Raw genomic sequence first — 17,018 nt, forward strand, 5'->3', positions numbered from 1 at the left:
GGCCGACTCCCTGTTCCGATCATGGTCACGACACTTTCTCCCGACAACCTGCGCCGTCTCACCCTGCTGCGGCTCGCCGCCCTGGGCGCGGCCCTAGTCTTCAGCAGCCTGGCCGTGCCCTTTCTCGGCATCCTGCCCTCCTTGCCGGCCCTGTTTGGCCTGTGCGGCCTGTGGGCCCTCCTCGCCCTGGGCTTCTGGCTGCGGCAGCGACGCCATGCCGTGGGCGAGACCGAGGCCTTCGTTCATCTGAGCGTGGACGGACTGATGCTGACGGCCTGGCTGGCCTTCAGCGGCGGCGTGGCCAATCCCCTCACTGCCCTTTACCTACTGCCGGTGGCCGCCGCCGCCGCCCTGCTCCCGGCCTCCTTTGCCTGGGCCACGGCCTGTCTCTCCAGCCTTGCCTACGGCTTGCTGTGGCTGGTGGCGGTGCCCATCACGGTAGAGGACGCAGGAAGGGTGGCGGAGCTGCATCTGCTGGGCATGGGCCTCAGCTTCGTGCTGTCGGCCCTGCTGATCGTCGGCATCGTCGGCCGCATGGGCGCCGCCTTGCGCGAGCGCGACCGGCGCCTGGCAGCGGCCCGGGAGCGCACCCTGGTGGATGAGCGCATTGTCGCCCTGGGCAGCCTGGCCGCCGGCGCCGCCCACGCCCTGGGCACGCCCCTGAACACCATGACCCTGCTGGCCGAGGAGATCGCCGCCAGCGCTCCCCCGGTCGGCACCCTGGGCGAAGACGCCCAGGAACTGCGGGTCCAGGTGGAACGCTGCCGGGACATCGTCAGTGGTCTGCTGGAGGAGGCCAACCTGTCCAGCGCCCGGGACCGCCAGGAAACCCTGGAGGCCTGGATGACGCGGCTGTTGCGCCACTTTCGTCACCGCCGTCCGGAGACCCTGCCGACCCTGGAGATCGCCCCCGAACTGGCGGCCCGCCACAGCCGGCCCGAACCCACGGTGAGCCAGGCCCTCACCGACCTGCTCAACAACGCCGCCGACGCCAGCCCGGGTCTGGTCAGGCTGCGACTGGAACTGCGGGATGCGGAACTGGCCTTCCTGGTCCAGGACAGGGGAGCCGGCTTCAGCGCCGAAGCCCTGCGCCTGGCCGGGCACGCACCTTACAGCAGCAAGGCCCATGGCATGGGCCTGGGCCTGTTCCTGGCCCGGGCCACCGCCGAACGGCTGGGAGGCCGGTTGGAATTGCGCAATCGGGAAAAGGGCGCCGAAGCCTGCCTCTGCCTGCCCCTGTCCAGCCTGCTGACGACGCCATGAATCCACGTCTGTTGTTGGTGGACGACGACCCCACCTTCACCCGCATCGCGGCCCGGGCCCTGGAGCGGCGAGGCTTCGAGGTCGTGGTGGCCAATGATGCCGAAACTGCCCTGAGCCTGGCCCATCCGGGCGTCGATTATGCGGTGGTAGACTTGGTGATCGGCACCGACTCGGGCCTGGCCCTGGTGCCCCGGCTCAAGGCCGCCCTGCCCCAGTTGCGCATCGTGGTGCTGACCGGCTACGCCAGCATCGCCACGGCGGTGGAAGCCATCAAACTGGGGGCCGACAACTACCTGACCAAGCCGGCGGAAGCGGACGCCATCGTCGCCGCCCTCCAGGGCAAGGCGCCTAACCCGAATCAGCCGCCCAGCACCGAGCCCCTCTCGGTGGCCCGACTGGAGTGGGAGCACATCCAGCGGGTGCTGGCGGAACATGAAGGCAACATCTCCGCCACCGCCCGCGCCCTGAAAATGCACCGGCGCACCCTGCAACGCAAGCTGTTGAAACGGCCGGTGAAGGAGTGAGACGGCCGCTTAGGTGGTCTTGATCACTGCACGGCTCTATCACCAATCACCCAGCGACTCATGATTTCATTGGGTAAAACCGGAGTCTGCTATATTTACCCAATAGAAATTAATATTATTGGGTAATCTTTATGACCACGGCAGCGCTCTATCGGGAACACGAGTTGGCCTTTCGCACACAGTATGCAGAACTCAAGGAGCGAGTGGCGGTTACTGGCAAGCTGCTGCCCGGTACCCCCGGGACCCTGACCCTGCGAACAGGAACTGGCCATCCGTACTGGTATCGGGTCTTCTACCCGGTGCCCGGCAAGCAAGCGGAGACACTGGTCTGTAAGGACGGGCAGACCGAAAACCTGCAAACCATGAGGGATCAGATCTCCTTCAGTGAATGGGTTGCGACCCAGGTGATTGCCCTGCGCAAGCTCGGCTTCCAGGTGGGGGACAAGTCCGTGGCCCGGGTGCTGGTCGAGTTACACAACCGGGGAGCATTTGAAGCCGGACTGGTGCTCGTCGGAACCTTGGGCTACATGGCCTGGCTCAACGAGTTGGGAGCTATCGCGGTCAGCGCCAGAACCCAGGATATCGACCTGGCGCGCCGGCAGGCGCTAAAACTGGCGGCGCCTCTGTCCTTTCTGGCCACCATGCAGTCCACCGGATTACCGTTCGTCGCCGTGCCGGGACTGCCATCGAACCAGCCTTCCACGTCGATCAAACTACCCGGCACCCAGGGATTGCGGGTCGATGTCCTCGCACCGGGCAATACCCTGGGAGCCGTATTACAAGTGCCAGAGCTCGAATGGGCAGCCCAGTCCATCCCCCACTACGACTACCTTCTTGAAGCGCCCGAACCGGGGGTCGTGCTCGCCGGGGGGCACTGCATTCCGGTACGACTGCCCCAGGCCGCCAGACTGGTCTGGCACAAGCTGTATGCCAGCACCAGCCGACGAGGATTTCCGGAAAAAGCCGCCAAGGATCAACAACAGGCCTTGACGCTGGCAGCGGTGCTTGCGGAAACGGATGCTCAGTCGCTGCAACTGGCATTCAAGGAAGCACCCGAAACCATGGCAAAAAGAATCAGCCCCCTCTACCGCAATCTGGCGAAGAAGCTGGAAGCTCACCAGGCGCTGCGAGACATCCTGATGGAATGCCTGGAGCCATGAACCTGAAAAATTTTGTTTTTTGAGACGAAGCCCAATTCTGCTACCCCCGCCCTTGGGGCGGGGGTCGGGAGATGGGCAGTCCAATTCCCGAAGGATGTGCGAACCCCTCAGCTACACATGAAGCCGCCGTCCACCGCCAGGGCCTGGCCGGTAACGAAGCTGGACTTGGCGGAACAGAGCCAGATCACTGCCTCGGCGATTTCCTCGGCCTTGCCCATGCGGCCGATGGGGCACATGGTATCCAGATGGGCCTTCATGGCCGGGTCCTTGATCAGGGGAGCGGTCATCGGCGTTTCAATCACGCCAGGACAAACCGCATTCACACGCACACCCTGCTTGGCATAACGCAGGGCGCCGGAGCGGGTCATGCCCACCACGGCGTGCTTGCTGGCGCAGTATTCCAGGGTGCCGGAACCGGTCAGGCCCGCAATGGAGGCGGTATTGACGATGGTGCCGCCGCCGTGGGCGATCATGTGTTCGATCTGGTACTTGAGACCGTAGGCCACGCCCATCAGGTTGATGTCGATGACACGGCGGAAGTCGTCCATGTTGATCTCGGGCCTGGAGGTGCTGATCCCGGCATTGTTGAAGGCGCTGTCCAGGCGGCCGAACTTGGCCACGGTCCCTGCCACCAGGGCCGCCACTTCCTCTTCCTTGGTGACATTGCAGAGCATGAACTCGGCCTTGCCACCCGCAGCACGGATCAGGCCGACCGTTTCCTCGCAGCCGGCGGCATTCACATCGGCCACCATGACGGATGCGCCTTCCTTGGCAAATGCGATGGCTGCCGCACGGCCGATGCCACCGCCGGCGCCGGTTACCAGGGCTGCCTTGCCTTCAAACAATAAACCTGCCACGTTGCTCTCCTCTCGAATTGAAAATGAAATTTTGTCGTTCTCATCCGGCCCAGGCTCGGGCCAGGGCTGATTGGGACGGTCGGCCGATCTTAGCCGAAATCCTGCGGGCCACAGCGATGGGTTTGTTCATGTTTATCCCGGCCTCGATACCCAGGCGCCCTGCATCACATTTGATGATCGATTGCCGGAAATAGGCCATGACAAGCACCCATTGCTAGAATTCGGCCGTTTCCATGCGGCCCGCCGCACCCTTTCCGCTGTTCCCCAGGAGATTCCATGCAAACCGAAGCGGTCCTCGTCGTCACCATCGAAGGCAACATTGCCACCCTCACCGTGAACAAGCCCAAGGCCATGAACGTCGTGGACTTCGACATCACCGAGGCCCTGAAGAACGCCTGCCAAACCCTACCCGCCGAGGTACGCGCCGTGGTGCTCAAGGCCAACGGCCCGGCCTTTTCCGGCGGCGGCAACATCCGCTCCATGCAGGAGAACATGGCCGACATCGCGCCCTTCCTGGACCGCCTGATCGACAGCTTCCATGGCGCCATCGCCGCCCTGCGCAACCTGCCGGTGCCGGTGATCTGCGCCGTTCAGGGCGCGGCGGCCGGCGGCGGCCTGTCTCTGGCCCTGGCTGGGGACCTGGTGGTGGCGGCGGAATCCGCCAAGTTCGTGGTGGCCTATCCCAAGCTGGCCGTCTCCTGTGACGGTGGCCTCAGTTACGCCCTGGAGCGGCGCATCGGCCCGGCGCGCGCCCAGGAACTGATGCTCACCAACGCCGCCCTGGGCGCAGCCCAGGCCCAAAGCCTGGGACTGGTGACCCAGGTGGTGGCCGACGACCAGCTTGGCGCGGCGGCCGAAACCCTGGCCAAGAAGATTGCCGCCCTGCCGCCCCAGGCGATCCGGGAGATCAAGGGCCTGTTCAGCGACGGGGAAGCCCTGCGCCAGCGCCTGGACCGGGAAAAGGCCGCCTTCCTGCGCTGCGCCGCCAGGGACGACTTCCGCACCGCCGTGGAAGCCTTCCTGGCACCGAAGAAGGGCTGAGTCCCTCTCAAGGGCCGCCCCGGGGGTTTCCTTGCCCCCGTTGGGGGGCTGCTGCAAGGCGGCCTGGGGGCGCTCAAAACTTCAGCGCCAGCCCCAGGTCGATGGAGCGTCCCGCCCCGGGCACCACGCCCAGGGGCCCCCTGGCGGTAGCCTTCAGGCCTGCCAGGTTGGTGCCCCCCAGGGGCAGTTCGTAATAGCGGTCGAAAAGATTGCCGATGCCCAGGGAAAGGCGAACCGCGGGCGTCCATTGATAGCTGGCATTCAGGTTCACCAGGCCATAGCCCCCCGTGGCTGACTCGTGGCGGCGCTCATCCACCCGGAACTTCCGCTCCACCAGTTGCACGTCCACGCCCTTGCTCCATGCCCCCACGGTCTGCTCCAGGCCCAGGCTCAGGTTGAGGGGCATGACGTGGTAGAGGTCACCGCCATCAGTACGCTTGCCGCGGACGTAGGCCAGGCGGCCGGTAAATTGGCCCTCGCCATAGACCGCGCTGCGCCATGCCAACGCACTCCAGGACAGGTCGAAGCCATGAATCCGGGCGTCATGATTGGCGAAACGCAGCAGGGAGGCCGTGTTGCCGACCACGCTGTAGGGCACGAAGCTGCCCAGCACATCCACGTCGATGTAATTCCGCACATAGCTGTAGTAGGGCGCCAGCTTCACCTCCCAGGCCTCTCCGCCTGCATCCTTCCAGGTGGCGGTGGCGCTCAGGGTATGGGCCACTTCGGGCTTCAGGTCCATGTCGCCGACGTAACCGTTGCCATCCCCGAACCAGCCGATCATGCGCATGGCCATGGTGCCCCGACCCCAGGAATAGCGCTCGTAAAGGTTGGGGGAACGGGTCTTGCGGGCGTAGCCGAACTCGTAGCGGGCGGCAGGATCGGCCTCGTAGCGGACCAGCACAGTGATATCCAGATTGTTGTCGCGCCGGGAACGGTCACGGCCGTTGAAGGCCCTGGCTGCGGCGGCATCGACAGCCTGCATCATGGTGGTCCAGCTATAGGGCTGTGCATCCCCGACATCGGTCTTCACCACTTCATCCCTCAGGCCCATTTGCCCGGACCACCGAGCATCCAATCGGGCATCCCATTCAGCGAAAAAGGCCAGGCGGTCCCGGCGGCCATTGTTCAGATTGACATAGGTGTTGGGACTCATGCCCGTGCCCGCCACCGGCGGCCACCAATCGTCCAGGGTATGACGATGCAGTTCATGGCCCAGGTGCAGCTTGTCGCCGCTGGCCAGGGGAAACTCCCCCTGCACCCGATAGCCGATGTCCTGACCCCGTGTGTTCATGGGCATCTTGCCGCTTTTCTCCTGGGTAAAGAAACCCATGCGATGTTCCGTATCCTGCCAGTAGAACCTGGCGTCGAGCCTGCCCCAGCCGAAGCGGCCGCTGTAGCCCAGATTGGCGGAAACACCATGATTGCCCACCATGTCCATGTACTGGTTGGGATAGCCCTGATAGGGAATGCGCTGCTCGCCCAGCCTCAGGGTCCATTCGTCGTTGTCACCGCGCAGGCCCAGGGTCAGGGACTGGTTGTGGGACTCGTAGAGGGTGTCGAGTACCTTGCGGCCCTTGCCGTCCTGGTAACTCTCGCCCCGATCCACCGAGGCCCCGTAGCCCAGGCTCAGGCTGTCGCTGGCGACGGCAGCGGAGAAGGCCGCGGCGGTTCCGTTATTCACGCTGCGGACCTTGAGGGACAGACTGCCCTCCTTGCGCAAGCCCTCGCCAGCACGGGCAAACACAGGCCTGGAGGAAGCCACCGCGATGGTGCCGACGATGCTGTCGCCCCCCTGACTGACGGGGGTGATGCCGGCCAGGACCTCCATCCGGTCCACCCGGCTCGGATCCATATAGGACAGGGGCGGATTCATGTGGTTGCCGCAGGCGGAGGTGATCTCGGCCCCATCCACCCGGATCTTGATCCGGTCGTCGGCCAGGCCGTGGATGGCCGGCAGGCTGGAGACCCCGCCACCGCTGTAAAGGCTGAGGCCCGGATTGACGCTCAATAGCGTCGCCGTATTACCAGAGGCCTGACGACGCGCCTCCAGAGGGTCATACAGCGCCTGATCCCGTACCCGGACGGTGGGCATGACAATCTCATCAGCGGCCCATGCGCCGAAAGGCAGGGCCATCAGGACGGCAAGGTGGATTCTGCGCATCACAATTCCTCAAGCAAAGTGGCGCATGCTAGGCAAGCTTGCCGGTACCGGGAATGTGGCCAATTGCCGCAGCGGCACTGCCCTCAACGATCCAGGCTGAACTCCACCGGTACCACCACGCTGGCCGCCAGCCGCTGTTCGCCACGCGGCACCGGAAGGAAACGCCAGCGGCGCACCGCCTCCAGGGCTGCCTGATCCAGGGCCGGATAACCACTGCCCTGGCGGATGCTCACCTCCTCCGCCAGACCTTCCGCCGAGACCCGAACCACCAGCACCACGGTCCCCTCCTCCCGGGCACGGCGCGAGGAAGCCGGATAGCGGGGTGGCAGATTGAGGGGCGAGTCCGCGTCAAGACGGGCTGCCACCAGGGGCGGCGCCACGTCAGGAACCACCCAGACCGGCGTGACAACCGACAGGGGAGGGTCCGCCGGTACTGGTACCGGCAAGGCGGCCAGCGCCAACGGTGGCGATGAGGCCGGAGGCAGCTGCGGATCGTGCCGGGGCACTTGCGGAATGGGGCGTAGCGGCGGGGGCGGCGTGATCATGGCCACCTGGAAGGGCACCCGAAGCGCAGGAGCTGACGGGCCTTTCTGCAAGAGACCGGGCAACATCAGTCCATGGACCAATCCGGCCAGCAACAGCGCCGGCAGACGGGACGCTCCCGCCGAGGGATCATCCAGGAAACGGCTGCCTGAAAATTTCAACGGCCCCCTGGCCTCTGCCGCCACCACCACTCCTGCAAACGCTCCCGGGTGAGGGTACCGCTGACGGTCTCCACGGAGCCGTCCCGGCCCAGCAGATGGGTGCGGGGCAGTTCCCCGTACCAGGCCGGGTCCACCTCGTGGCGCAGACGCTCGGGCACGTCGGCGAAGATCCAGGCATTGCCTGCCGGCATGCCGGCCCGGGCGATGACCGGCGCGGCCTGGGGCGCCAGTTCGACACCGTCGGTATTGATGGTGGCCAGGGCGATGCCCCGCTGGCGGCGCAGGAAGGGAGCCAGGGCCTGCATTTCCTCCCGGCAATAGGCGCAGTCCAGTGCCCAGAACATCACCACCGCCGGTCGCGGCAGTTCCGCCACCAGCCGGCCGTAATCGCCCCGGGCCAGGGGCCGCAGCTCCAGGGACTGGGACAGACTCGAGGCGGCCAGCAAGCAAAGACCGAAGAACAGGTGCCTCATGGCAGGGACCATTTCATGAAGCCCTGATCGGCGCTGCGCCAGGCCAGCAACACCTGACCCTTGCCGTTCAGCAATTGGGGTTGGTCGGAGGCGCCCTCGGTCATCGCCACGATGCGCGCCGCTGACCAGTGCTCGCCGCCGTCGCCCGACTCCATCAGTTCCAGCACCGTGCGTTCGCCATCGAAGCGTTTCCAGGCCAGCCACAGGCGTTGGCCCGCGATGGCCAGGGCCGGATGTGCCGCGCCCCGACCACCGAAGGACAGCGGCTTATCCAGAAAGCGGCCGGAGGCATCGAGACGTGAATAGAACAGCCCCGCCGCACCCTCCTTGCCGGAGAACCAGGCCAGGTGACGCACGCCATCGCCGCCGATGGCCAGGGCCGGGCCGTGATGGGGACAGGCATCCACCCGCCAGTCCGATGCGGTGGCACGAACAGGCGCTGACGTTCCGTCCAGAGGCGCCAGTTTGTGGTCCCGCACATTGGGGTCCAGCACGCCCCGCCACAGCCCCCAGGCCCGCCCCTGGGGGTCCAGGGTCAGGGCCAGACGGCAGCATTCGCAGCTGTGGTCGTCGAGCTTGCGGTCGGGACCAAAATGTTCGCCCCCGTCCGCCGAGGAGGAGACATAGATCGCCGCGCCGGCATAGGGCTGGCGCCTGGCCTTGGCATCCTCCTGGTCCCGCTTGTCGATCCAGGCCAGCCAGAGACGACCCTCACCATCCACGATCATGGACTCGAAGCGGTGGGTGATTTCGCGCCGATCGTCGTTCACGGTGCGCGGCGGACTGAAACTGTTGCCTCCATCGATGGAGCGGGCCAGGCGCACCTCGCCGCTATAGGGCTTGCCCAGGGGCCGGGTCCAGCTCACGAAGACCTCGCCCTTGGGACCGAAGGCCAGCTTGGGACGGTTCTCGCCATCGGCCGCCACTATTTCCGGAACAGCATTGACCCGGTGGGCAGTCCCGCCCTCGGGCTGCACATGGACATGCCCCGCCTCGGTCCAGGCCCACCACAAGCGCCCCGCCCCATCCAGGGCGACGCCAGCGGCCAGGGCCGGTTTCAGCCCTGCCTTGACTGGCCCATGCCCTTCACCGGCAAAGGCTCCCAGGGCAAGGAAGGCGAGAATCAGGGAGACGAAACGCATGGTTTCACCAACGCCCCTGGAGGCCCAGATTCACCACCCGGGGCATGCCCGGCGAATAGGTGCCGACACCGGAGCTGATGGAGGCACTCTCGGCATAGCGTCGGTCAGTGAGGTTGAGGACACTGCCGAAGACCGACCATTGGCTGTTTACGGCGACTTCGCCGCGCAGGTTCAGCAGGCTGTGGCCCTCGTAGCGCGCGGTGTTGGCCTGGTCTATCCAGTAGTCCCCCAGACGCCGCCATTCCAGATCCAGCTTGCGTCCGCCCTGGTCGTAGCCCAGACGCAGGTTGGCGATCAGGCGCGGTGCGGTTTCCATTTCCTTGCCGCTGTAGTCGGCAGCGCCGGGAATGCGCCAGGAGCGGTACTGATGGTAGGCCCGGGACAGTGCCCCGTCAGCCCGCCAGCCGCCACCCAGTACCAGGCCCAGGGCCGCCTCGATGCCCCGGTGCAGGGTGCGGCCGGCATTGACCGGCGTGGCGGCGTTGGTCACCGGGTCCTTGTAGCTGAGGATGTCGTCGCGCTTTTCCAGGCGGTAGGCGGAAAGCTCATAGTTCAGGCCGAAGCTGCTGCGGCCCCTGAGGCCGATTTCCAGATTGTCGGCCTTGATGGGTTTGATGCCCAGGGCCGCGTTGGCCGCCGCCTGGGCGGCACTGGCGCTGCTGCTGGCCGAGGGGCGGAACAACTGGCCCTCGGAGGGGGCGCGGAAGGCATGGGAAGCGCTGACATAGCCGCTCATGCCCTCGCTGATTTCATAGGTGGCCCCCAGCTTGGGGCTCCAGTGGCCGAAACTCACCGACTGGCTGGCGGCCTGGCCGTAATAGCGCCCCCCGGCCAACACGGCGCCGCTGATGCTGTTGTCGAAGTCGTAACGGATATCGTCATAGCGCAGGCCCGCCGTCAGACGCAGGCGCTGAGTGGGGGAGAGCTCCAGATGGGCATAGGGCGAGAGGCCCCGGTACTCCACTTGGTAGTCATAGACCGTGGCGCCCCGGGCGTAGGCGCTGTAGCGGCGAGAGGCGCCACTGCCGCTGGCCGTGACGCTGACCGCATTCTCCAGGCGCCGCCCCGGGCTGTTCTCGGCATCCAGGCCCAGCACCAGCCGGGTACGCAAGGGGGCGAAGTCCTGGCGGTACTTGAGCTGGACCCCAAGCGAATGATTGCGGGTGTCATAGACCGTGGGATCGTAGGAAAGAGACCAGTTGGCCAGCAGTTCCATGTCGTCGTAACGCAGGTAGGGCGTCACCGAGAGCAGGGCGTCGCCCAGGGGCCGTTCGTAGGCGGAGGACAGGCGAAAGGCCTGGACCTTGCGGTAGGAAATCGGCGCGTAGTTGCTGCGAGGTTTGTCCTCGTAATCGGCCCGGACCAGGGCGGAACTGCCGGCGGTCTGCTGATCGATGAGGGAAAAGCTGGCCACGGTCTTCAGACTGGCGCCGCCCCCCAGTTCCCGGTCCCAGCGAGCCGTACCGGCCTGGCGCTCGTAGCCGGTGGCGGCGCGCCAGCCGTCGGTGCGGGTCAGATTGAGGCTGCCGCGCCAGGCGTCGTCGCCATGGCGGCTGCCCCCACCCAGCAACAGGCGCTGCCAGCCATAGGGACCGATGTCCAGGGATGCCTCGGCCTCCGGCCCCTGGGGCGGCTTGCGGGTCAGCACATTGACCACGCCGCCGATGGCATCGGAACCGTAGAGGGCACTGCCGGGCCCACGCACCACCTCGATGCCGCCGGACTGAGGGACATTGGTCTCGTACAGGGCGTTGTGGTTGAAAAAGCCCGTGGAGCGCACCGGCACCCCGTCTTCCAGATAGAGATAGACCGGGTTGGTGGTCAGGGGCTGGCGGATCGCCGTCACATGGCCCTCGCCGCCGGTCTGATTGACCCAGACACCGGGAGCATCGCCCATCACCTGACCAGGATGGGTGGGCCGCTTGTCCCGCACCCCATCGCCGTCCAGTACGGTGACGGCGGCGGGCACCTCCCGCAGCAACTGGGCCTCCCGGGTGGCAGTCACCATCACCACGGAAATGGGCCGTTCCTCGGCGCCTGCGTGACTGCCCCATCCTGCTGCCGCCAACAGCAGCCAGCACCCCCTGCGCCTGAAGTTCATCCCGTTCATTTGGTTTTCATGCTGTATTGCAACAGCTGGGATGCTAGCCAAAGGTTCAGGAGCGACACTGCGGCCGATTGTCGCAGTCGAAGATAGGAGACTTGAGCCAATACCTGGCTAGGCAAGTTATCCTTCGTGCTGAGCCCGATGGAACCATCGGGTAACACCCATATCGCAATCACAAAAATAATCCTGAGGAGAACCCATGGCTACGATTCCGTCACCCTTTGATCCCCTGCAACTGGGCCCCATCACCCTGCGCAACCGCTTCATCAAGTCGGGCGCCAACGAGGGCATGGTGGTGGACGGCGCCCCCAGCAAGGCCCTGGTCAAGCATCACCGGGATCTGGCCGCAGGCGGCGTGGGCATGTCCACGGCAGCCTACGGCGCGGTCTCATCCATCGGTCGCACCCTGCCCAACCAGGTGTGGATTCGCCCGGACATCATTCCCGACCTCAAGGCCCTGGCCGATGCGGTCCATGCCGAAGGCGGCAAGATGTCCTACCAGCTCACCCATGGCGGCCTGTTCGTCACCGGCATCAAGGTCCAGGGACGGCTGATGAGCGCCTGCAGCGGCTTCAACAAGGCGGGCTTGCTCTCCGGCAACTGGTGGAGCCGGGCCATGAACGAGGACGACATGGCCCAGGTGATCGGCGAATTCGCCGCCGCCGCCCGGGTCTGCCGCGAAGCCGGGCTGGACGCCGTGGAGCTGCACATGGGCCATGGCTATCTGCTGAACCAGTTCCTCTCCCCCTTCAACAACAAGCGCCGGGACCAGTACGGCGGCAGCGCCGAGAACCGGGCCCGCTTTCCGGCTGCGGTCCTGGCGGCAGTGAAGGCCGCGGTGGGCAAGGACATGGCGGTGCTGGCCAAGATCAACGTCTCCGACGGCGTCAAGGGCGGCGCCACCGTGGAGGACGCCATCGTCACCGCCAACATCCTGGACCAGGCCGGTGCCGACATGCTGGTGCTTTCCGGCGGCCGCAACGTGGAATCCGGCGCCTTCATGTTCGGCAGCAATCACAACGTGGAGGAGATGGAAAAGGTGCTGGGCAAGAAGGCCAGCATCGCCTTCAAGCTGTCCCAGTTCGGCGCCCCCAAGGTGACTTTCAAGGAAATGTACTTCCTCGAATACTCCCGCCAGATCCGCGCCGCGACGAAGGTGGCCCTGGGCTACCTGGGCGGCGCCAAATCCCTGGCCAATGCCCAGACGGCGATGCAGGACGGCTTCGAGGCGGTGGTGATGGCCCGGGCCCTGATCCACGACACCGGCCTGGTGAACAAGTTCAAGAGCGGCGAACTGACCCAGTCCGGCTGCACCAACTGCAACCGCTGCGTGCCCTACATCTACCACCCGGCCGGCACCTGGTGCGTGATGAACCCGCCCAACGACCCGGCCCTGAACCGGGTCCGGGCCGCCGCCTGACGGCAGCAGCATCGGGGACGGGGGTTCCGGGGGCGGAGCGCCGTAGAATGCGCGGCTTCGCCCGTTGCCCGCCCTCCCCCGCCCCATGCCCGCCATCGAACCTGCCGTACTGGCCTTCACCGAGCACGGCACACCCTATTCGGCAAACTACGACGACATCTACCACGCCAGCGTCGGCGGCCTGGCCCAGGCCCGCCATGTGTTCCTGGCCGGCAACGGCCTGCCGCAGCGCTGGCAGGGGCGGGAGCGCTTCGTCATCCTGGAGACCGGCTTCGGCCAGGGGCTGAATTTTCTCGCCACCTGGGCAGCCTGGAAGGCGGACGAACAACGCTGTGGGTGGCTGCATTTCCTGTCGGTGGAAAAACATCCCTTCCGCCGCGAGGATCTGGCCCGACTGCATACCCACTATCCCGAACTGTCACCCCTCGCCCACCAGTTGCAGGCCCACTGGCCGGAACTGACGGCAGGTTTCCACCGGCTGGAGTTCGAGGGGGGGCGGGTGGTGCTGACCCTGGCCCTGGGGGATGCCCTGGAGGCCGTACCCCAGTTCGTTGCCGAACCCGATGCCCTTTACCTGGATGGGTTTTCTCCCACCCACAATGCCGAACTCTGGTCACCCCGACTGCTGACGGAAATCGGACTGCTGTGCCGGCCCGGCACGACCCTGGCCACCTGGACCGTGGCCGGGCCGGTGCGCCAGGCCCTGGCGGCGGCCGGCTTCGTCCTGGAGAAGCGTCCCGGCCTGGCGCCCAAGCGGCAAATGCTGGCGGGGCGCTTCGGCTCCGGTGACGAAAGTATTCCCTCCACCATCGAACGGCAGGCCATCGTGGTCGGCGCCGGTCTGGCCGGAGCCCTTTGCGCCGAGGCCCTGACGCGGCGCGGCTGGCGGGTGGATTTGTTCGAGCGCCGGGAGGCGCCGGCCATGGAAACCTCGGGCAACCTGACGGCGGTGATGCTGCCCATGCTGTCCCTGGACGACAACCGGGCCTCCCGCCTCAACCGGGCCTGCTATCTCCATGCCCTGCGCCAGGTGGCCCAGTGGCGGGCGGCCGGCGCGGAAATCGAGGGGGAGGCCTGCGGCGTGCTGCAGATTGCCCGCAACGAGGCCCATAGTCAGAAACAGCGGGAGATTCTCGCCCGTTGCGGCTTTCCGGAGAGTTATGTGCGCTTTGTCGAGCAGGACGAGGCCAGCGCCCTGGCGGGCCAGTCGGTGGCTGATGGCGGCTGGTGGTTCGGCGGCGGCGCCTGGTGGAATCCCCCCAGCCTGTGCCGGGCCGCCCTGGAGTTGGCAGGGCCAGGCCTGCAAACTCATTTCGGCGTGGCAGTGGACGCCATCGAACCTCTGACCGACGGCGGCTGGCGGGTGCTGGACGCGGCGGGCCATAACCTGGCCGAGGCACCCCATCTGGTATTGGCCAGCGCCCATGATCTGCTGCGCCTGCCCCAAAGCGCTCACCTGCCTCTGTTCCGCTTCCGCGGCCAGGTCAGTCACCTGCCGGTAGGTTCGGCCCAGACCTTGCGTTCGGTGGTGTGCCGGGAGGGTTATGTGTCGCCGCCCCGACACGGACGGCTCTGCGTCGGCGCGAGCTTCCAGCGGGAGGGAGAACCCGGTCTTAGCGAGGCCGATCAGCAGGCCAACCGTGCCCGGCTATTGAGCATGCTGCCCGATTACGAGATTGAGGCTCCCCTGGCGACCTGGGAAGGCCGGGTAGGCTTTCGTCCCGTATCCCCGGACAAGCTGCCGATGCTGGGGCAACTGCACCATCCCGGCGCCCGGCCCCAGGGGCGGGATTTTTCGGCGGTGGAACGATGGCCCGGACTCCATGTGGCTTCGGGCTACGGTGCCCGGGGCCTGGTGTGGTCGGTGCTGATGGCGGAATTGCTGGCCAGCCAGATCAACAGCGATCCCCTGCCCCTGGAGGCCCAGTTGGCGGCCACGGTGGACCCGGCCAGATTTCTACTGCGGCAGAAATTCGAGCCGGGTGGCGGCGAAGGCTAAACCTTCACGGACTAAACCACCGTCGCGCTGTCGGCGGATTCGCGCCGATAGTGCAGCAGGCGGCCCCGATAGGGACTGCCATCATCGAGAGGCATATCCAGCAGGGTCTCCGTCAGGTCGAAACCCAGCAGGGCCATGGCCCGGTGGAAGGCCCGGCGGTTGCTCCGGTTCGGATCGATGATCAGCACTTCGGCCCCGGCCGCCGCATGCAGTTGGAGGAATGCCGCCAGTTGCTCGGGATGATTGCGTTCGTAGAGCACATCGCTGCCGATGATCAGGTCGAACTCCCCCATGGCTGGGGCGGAGCGGCCCCAGTTGCCGACCCGGTACTCCAGGCCGACGAGATGATTCAGCAGCAGATTGGCACGAAGGAAGGGCTCGGTCAGAGGATGGCAGTCGCTGGCTGTGATGTTTCCGCCACGGCGATGGATCACCAGACTGGGCAGCCCCAGACCGCAGCCAATCTCCAGCACCCGGCGATTGCCCAGGTCCCAGACCTGCATCAGATCGGCGAGCTTCTGGGACGATGGCCAGACTTGGCCGAACAGAGGCCAGCAGGCGGGGGAAATGCCGACGGCTTCGGCTTCACCGAAGGGATCGGCGTATTGCTGGCGATCCAGCAGGGATCTGATTTCCAGATCAGCCCCACCTGCCACCACCACCGTCTGGAGCTTCACTTCATAACCAGGCATGGCGGGCATTCAGGGCACAGTGGCGCTCAATGCCTGCGGCGGGGGGGGGCACCGCCGGGTGTGCGACCCTCGATATGCCGGAAGGTGATGCGTCCCTTGCTCAAGTCGTAGGGGGACAGTTCCAGGGAAACCTTGTCGCCAGCGAGAATGCGGATGTGGTGCTTGCGCATCTTGCCTGCGGTATAAGCGATCAGCATGTGGCCGTTGTCGAGGATTACGCGGAAACGGGAATCCGGCAGCACTTCATCCACCACGCCATTCATTTCGATAAGTTCTTCCTTGGCCATAGGCACCTCTCCAGGGGAAAGCAGGAATAAAAAAACCCGGCAGCGCCGGGCTTATCCGGTAGGGCCGGCCTGGGAAATCCCAGGCGACCCCTGACGGGCGTCAGACATGGCTCGCCATGTCTGGAGCCTATCAGTCCGCCGGACGGATGTTCGACGCCTGCTGGCCCTTGGGACCAGTGGTGATGTCGAAGCTAACGCGCTGACCTTCGGTCAGGGTCTTGAAACCCTGGCCTTGAATCGCGGAGAAATGGGCGAAGAGATCCTCGCCGCCGTTTTCGGGAGTGATGAAACCGAAACCCTTGGAATCGTTAAACCACTTCACGGTGCCTGTTGCCATAATCTTGAATATCCTGAAAAAAAATAAAAGGGGCTTGCCCCTGAATGAGGGCGAAGGTCAAGACGGCAGGATCATGAAGGGAGGAATACCGCAGAAATGCGGATTCTGAACCAGACAACAACGGCACTACTTGAAGATCGCAGGCGGGACTATGCACTGGATTGCCCCGCTTTGCAAACATTTATTTTCGAACCCTGTCGGTGGAGGTACCGGTTATTCGCCCACCACGTCCGCGCCCTTGGGAGGAGTGAAGCGGAACAACCCGGAACTGAAGGATGGATTGGGTTCGAAGCGGGAGAAGTGCAACGTCGTGGTCTGGCCGAAATTATCCTGAATCTCCATCGTCATGGGCAGCTTGTCCCTGAGGCCAATACGTACCTTCTGGAAACTGGCATCCTGGGCCCGGGGCGTAGCCTCGACAAATTCCAGGCCACCGGCTGTGCCCCCTTCCTTCAGGTCGAAATTCCGTTCCAGGGTTTCCCCCGCCAATAAGGCCGCCGGGCTGGACCCCAGGGCCTGGCCCACTTTCTTGACAACGACTTGGTTCAGGTCCGGGTCGAAGCTCCAGAGCCGTTCGCCATCGCTGACCAGAAGCTGGACATAGGGTTTGTCATAGGACCAGCGGAACTTGCCCGGCCGCTGCATCAGAAAGCTGCCGGACGACTGCCGGGCCTTGCGCCCGGACTTGCCAACCACGGTCTGGCTGAAACTGCCCTTGGCCGCCCGGGTTTCCCCCAGGAATGCATGCAGCTGATCCAGGCCGGAGGCCCCTGCCAGCAGGGGCAGGCCCCAGAGCGTTGCCAGGAGCTTGAAATGATGGATGCGCATGCTGCGGATTGTACCGGGGA

The 17,018-nt window shown here is 65.5% G+C and carries 16 protein-coding genes; 6 read left to right on the forward strand and 10 right to left on the reverse strand.

Annotated features, from left to right (window positions below; all coding sequences use genetic code 11):
• Positions 1 to 21: 21 nt before the first annotated feature.
• The 3 genes from DENOEST_RS12520 to DENOEST_RS12530 all read left to right on the forward strand — a co-directional run bounded on the left by DENOEST_RS12520 (position 22) and on the right by DENOEST_RS12530 (position 2,947).
• The gene (locus DENOEST_RS12520; RefSeq protein ID WP_145771169.1) at positions 22 to 1,263 is read left to right on the forward strand and encodes an ATP-binding protein; all 1,242 of its coding nucleotides are present in this window, start codon (positions 22 to 24) and stop codon (positions 1,261 to 1,263) included.
• Positions 1,260 to 1,787: a response regulator transcription factor gene (locus DENOEST_RS12525; RefSeq protein WP_145771170.1), complete on the forward strand. Its 528-nt coding sequence runs from the start codon at positions 1,260 to 1,262 to the stop codon at positions 1,785 to 1,787. The genes DENOEST_RS12520 and DENOEST_RS12525 overlap by 4 nt, the downstream gene beginning before the upstream one ends.
• Positions 1,788 to 1,918: 131 nt before the next feature.
• Positions 1,919 to 2,947 carry a GSU2403 family nucleotidyltransferase fold protein gene (locus DENOEST_RS12530; RefSeq protein ID WP_145771172.1) on the forward strand — a complete coding sequence of 343 codons (1,029 nt, stop codon included), beginning with the start codon at positions 1,919 to 1,921 and terminating at the stop codon, positions 2,945 to 2,947.
• 107 nt (positions 2,948 to 3,054) lie between these two features.
• Here the strand turns inward: DENOEST_RS12530 and DENOEST_RS12535 are convergent, their stop codons facing one another.
• Positions 3,055 to 3,804, reverse strand: a complete 750-nt coding sequence (locus DENOEST_RS12535) for a glucose 1-dehydrogenase (protein WP_145771174.1) — start codon at positions 3,802 to 3,804, stop codon at positions 3,055 to 3,057.
• A gap of 276 nt (positions 3,805 to 4,080) precedes the next feature.
• On the opposite strand from DENOEST_RS12535, the gene DENOEST_RS12540 reads away from it, so the two are divergent.
• Positions 4,081 to 4,845, forward strand: a complete 765-nt coding sequence (locus DENOEST_RS12540; RefSeq protein WP_145771175.1) for an enoyl-CoA hydratase/isomerase family protein — start codon at positions 4,081 to 4,083, stop codon at positions 4,843 to 4,845.
• A gap of 73 nt (positions 4,846 to 4,918) precedes the next feature.
• Here the strand turns inward: DENOEST_RS12540 and DENOEST_RS12545 are convergent, their stop codons facing one another.
• The 5 genes from DENOEST_RS12545 to DENOEST_RS12565 form a co-directional block, all read right to left on the reverse strand.
• Positions 4,919 to 7,009: a TonB-dependent receptor gene (locus DENOEST_RS12545; protein ID WP_145771176.1), complete on the reverse strand. Its 2,091-nt coding sequence runs from the start codon at positions 7,007 to 7,009 to the stop codon at positions 4,919 to 4,921.
• An 83-nt stretch (positions 7,010 to 7,092) separates the two neighbouring features.
• Complete coding sequence (locus DENOEST_RS12550; protein ID WP_145771177.1) at positions 7,093 to 7,713, reverse strand: energy transducer TonB; 621 nt, start codon at positions 7,711 to 7,713, stop codon at positions 7,093 to 7,095.
• Positions 7,710 to 8,186 carry a TlpA family protein disulfide reductase gene (locus tag DENOEST_RS12555; protein ID WP_145771178.1) on the reverse strand — a complete coding sequence of 159 codons (477 nt, stop codon included), beginning with the start codon at positions 8,184 to 8,186 and terminating at the stop codon, positions 7,710 to 7,712. The genes DENOEST_RS12550 and DENOEST_RS12555 overlap by 4 nt, the downstream gene beginning before the upstream one ends.
• On the reverse strand, positions 8,183 to 9,328 hold the full coding sequence (locus tag DENOEST_RS12560) for a sialidase family protein (protein WP_145771180.1): 1,146 nt from the start codon (positions 9,326 to 9,328) through the stop codon (positions 8,183 to 8,185). The genes DENOEST_RS12555 and DENOEST_RS12560 overlap by 4 nt, the downstream gene beginning before the upstream one ends.
• A gap of 4 nt (positions 9,329 to 9,332) precedes the next feature.
• A complete protein-coding gene (locus DENOEST_RS12565; RefSeq protein ID WP_145771182.1) occupies positions 9,333 to 11,438 on the reverse strand; it encodes a TonB-dependent receptor in 2,106 nt (701 codons plus the stop codon).
• A gap of 196 nt (positions 11,439 to 11,634) precedes the next feature.
• On the opposite strand from DENOEST_RS12565, the gene DENOEST_RS12570 reads away from it, so the two are divergent.
• Both DENOEST_RS12570 and mnmC read left to right on the forward strand, forming a co-directional pair.
• Positions 11,635 to 12,855 (forward strand): NADH:flavin oxidoreductase, encoded by a 1,221-nt coding sequence (locus DENOEST_RS12570; protein ID WP_145771184.1) that lies wholly within the window; start codon positions 11,635 to 11,637, stop codon positions 12,853 to 12,855.
• Between the two features lie 64 nt (positions 12,856 to 12,919).
• Positions 12,920 to 14,854 (forward strand): bifunctional tRNA (5-methylaminomethyl-2-thiouridine)(34)-methyltransferase MnmD/FAD-dependent 5-carboxymethylaminomethyl-2-thiouridine(34) oxidoreductase MnmC, encoded by a 1,935-nt coding sequence (gene mnmC, locus DENOEST_RS12575; RefSeq protein ID WP_197970610.1) that lies wholly within the window; start codon positions 12,920 to 12,922, stop codon positions 14,852 to 14,854.
• An 11-nt stretch (positions 14,855 to 14,865) separates the two neighbouring features.
• Here mnmC and DENOEST_RS12580 read toward each other — a convergent pair whose 3' ends face one another.
• The 4 genes from DENOEST_RS12580 to lolA all read right to left on the reverse strand — a co-directional run bounded on the left by DENOEST_RS12580 (position 14,866) and on the right by lolA (position 16,998).
• Positions 14,866 to 15,555 carry a class I SAM-dependent methyltransferase gene (locus tag DENOEST_RS12580; protein ID WP_197970611.1) on the reverse strand — a complete coding sequence of 230 codons (690 nt, stop codon included), beginning with the start codon at positions 15,553 to 15,555 and terminating at the stop codon, positions 14,866 to 14,868.
• 17 nt (positions 15,556 to 15,572) lie between these two features.
• A complete protein-coding gene (gene infA / locus DENOEST_RS12585; protein WP_145771186.1) occupies positions 15,573 to 15,833 on the reverse strand; it encodes a translation initiation factor IF-1 in 261 nt (86 codons plus the stop codon).
• Positions 15,834 to 15,963: 130 nt separating this feature from the next.
• A complete protein-coding gene (locus DENOEST_RS12590; RefSeq protein WP_145771188.1) occupies positions 15,964 to 16,170 on the reverse strand; it encodes a cold-shock protein in 207 nt (68 codons plus the stop codon).
• Between the two features lie 213 nt (positions 16,171 to 16,383).
• Positions 16,384 to 16,998, reverse strand: coding sequence for an outer membrane lipoprotein chaperone LolA (gene lolA / locus DENOEST_RS12595; RefSeq protein WP_145771189.1), 615 nt, complete (start codon positions 16,996 to 16,998; stop codon positions 16,384 to 16,386).
• Between the last annotated feature and the right edge of the window lie 20 nt (positions 16,999 to 17,018).

It is taken from the genome of Denitratisoma oestradiolicum (assembly GCF_902813185.1).
Taxonomy (GTDB): Bacteria; Pseudomonadota; Gammaproteobacteria; order Burkholderiales; family Rhodocyclaceae; genus Denitratisoma; species Denitratisoma oestradiolicum.

Bases quoted from the DNA above. Each gene is read 5' to 3' on its own strand.
- DENOEST_RS12570 (WP_145771184.1), top strand. From the start codon at position 11,635: ATGGCTACGATTCCGTCACCCTTTGATCCCCTGCAACTGGGCCCCATC.
- DENOEST_RS12540 (WP_145771175.1), top strand. From the start codon at position 4,081: ATGCAAACCGAAGCGGTCCTCGTCGTCACCATCGAAGGCAACATTGCC.
- lolA (WP_145771189.1), bottom strand. From the start codon at position 16,998: ATGCGCATCCATCATTTCAAGCTCCTGGCAACGCTCTGGGGCCTGCCC.
- DENOEST_RS12520 (WP_145771169.1), top strand. From the start codon at position 22: ATGGTCACGACACTTTCTCCCGACAACCTGCGCCGTCTCACCCTGCTG.
- DENOEST_RS12580 (WP_197970611.1), bottom strand. From the start codon at position 15,555: ATGCCCGCCATGCCTGGTTATGAAGTGAAGCTCCAGACGGTGGTGGTG.
- DENOEST_RS12530 (WP_145771172.1), top strand. From the start codon at position 1,919: ATGACCACGGCAGCGCTCTATCGGGAACACGAGTTGGCCTTTCGCACA.
- DENOEST_RS12525 (WP_145771170.1), top strand. From the start codon at position 1,260: ATGAATCCACGTCTGTTGTTGGTGGACGACGACCCCACCTTCACCCGC.
- DENOEST_RS12560 (WP_145771180.1), bottom strand. From the start codon at position 9,328: ATGCGTTTCGTCTCCCTGATTCTCGCCTTCCTTGCCCTGGGAGCCTTT.
- DENOEST_RS12565 (WP_145771182.1), bottom strand. From the start codon at position 11,438: ATGAACGGGATGAACTTCAGGCGCAGGGGGTGCTGGCTGCTGTTGGCG.
- infA (WP_145771186.1), bottom strand. From the start codon at position 15,833: ATGGCCAAGGAAGAACTTATCGAAATGAATGGCGTGGTGGATGAAGTG.
- DENOEST_RS12555 (WP_145771178.1), bottom strand. From the start codon at position 8,186: ATGAGGCACCTGTTCTTCGGTCTTTGCTTGCTGGCCGCCTCGAGTCTG.
- DENOEST_RS12590 (WP_145771188.1), bottom strand. From the start codon at position 16,170: ATGGCAACAGGCACCGTGAAGTGGTTTAACGATTCCAAGGGTTTCGGT.
- DENOEST_RS12545 (WP_145771176.1), bottom strand. From the start codon at position 7,009: ATGCGCAGAATCCACCTTGCCGTCCTGATGGCCCTGCCTTTCGGCGCA.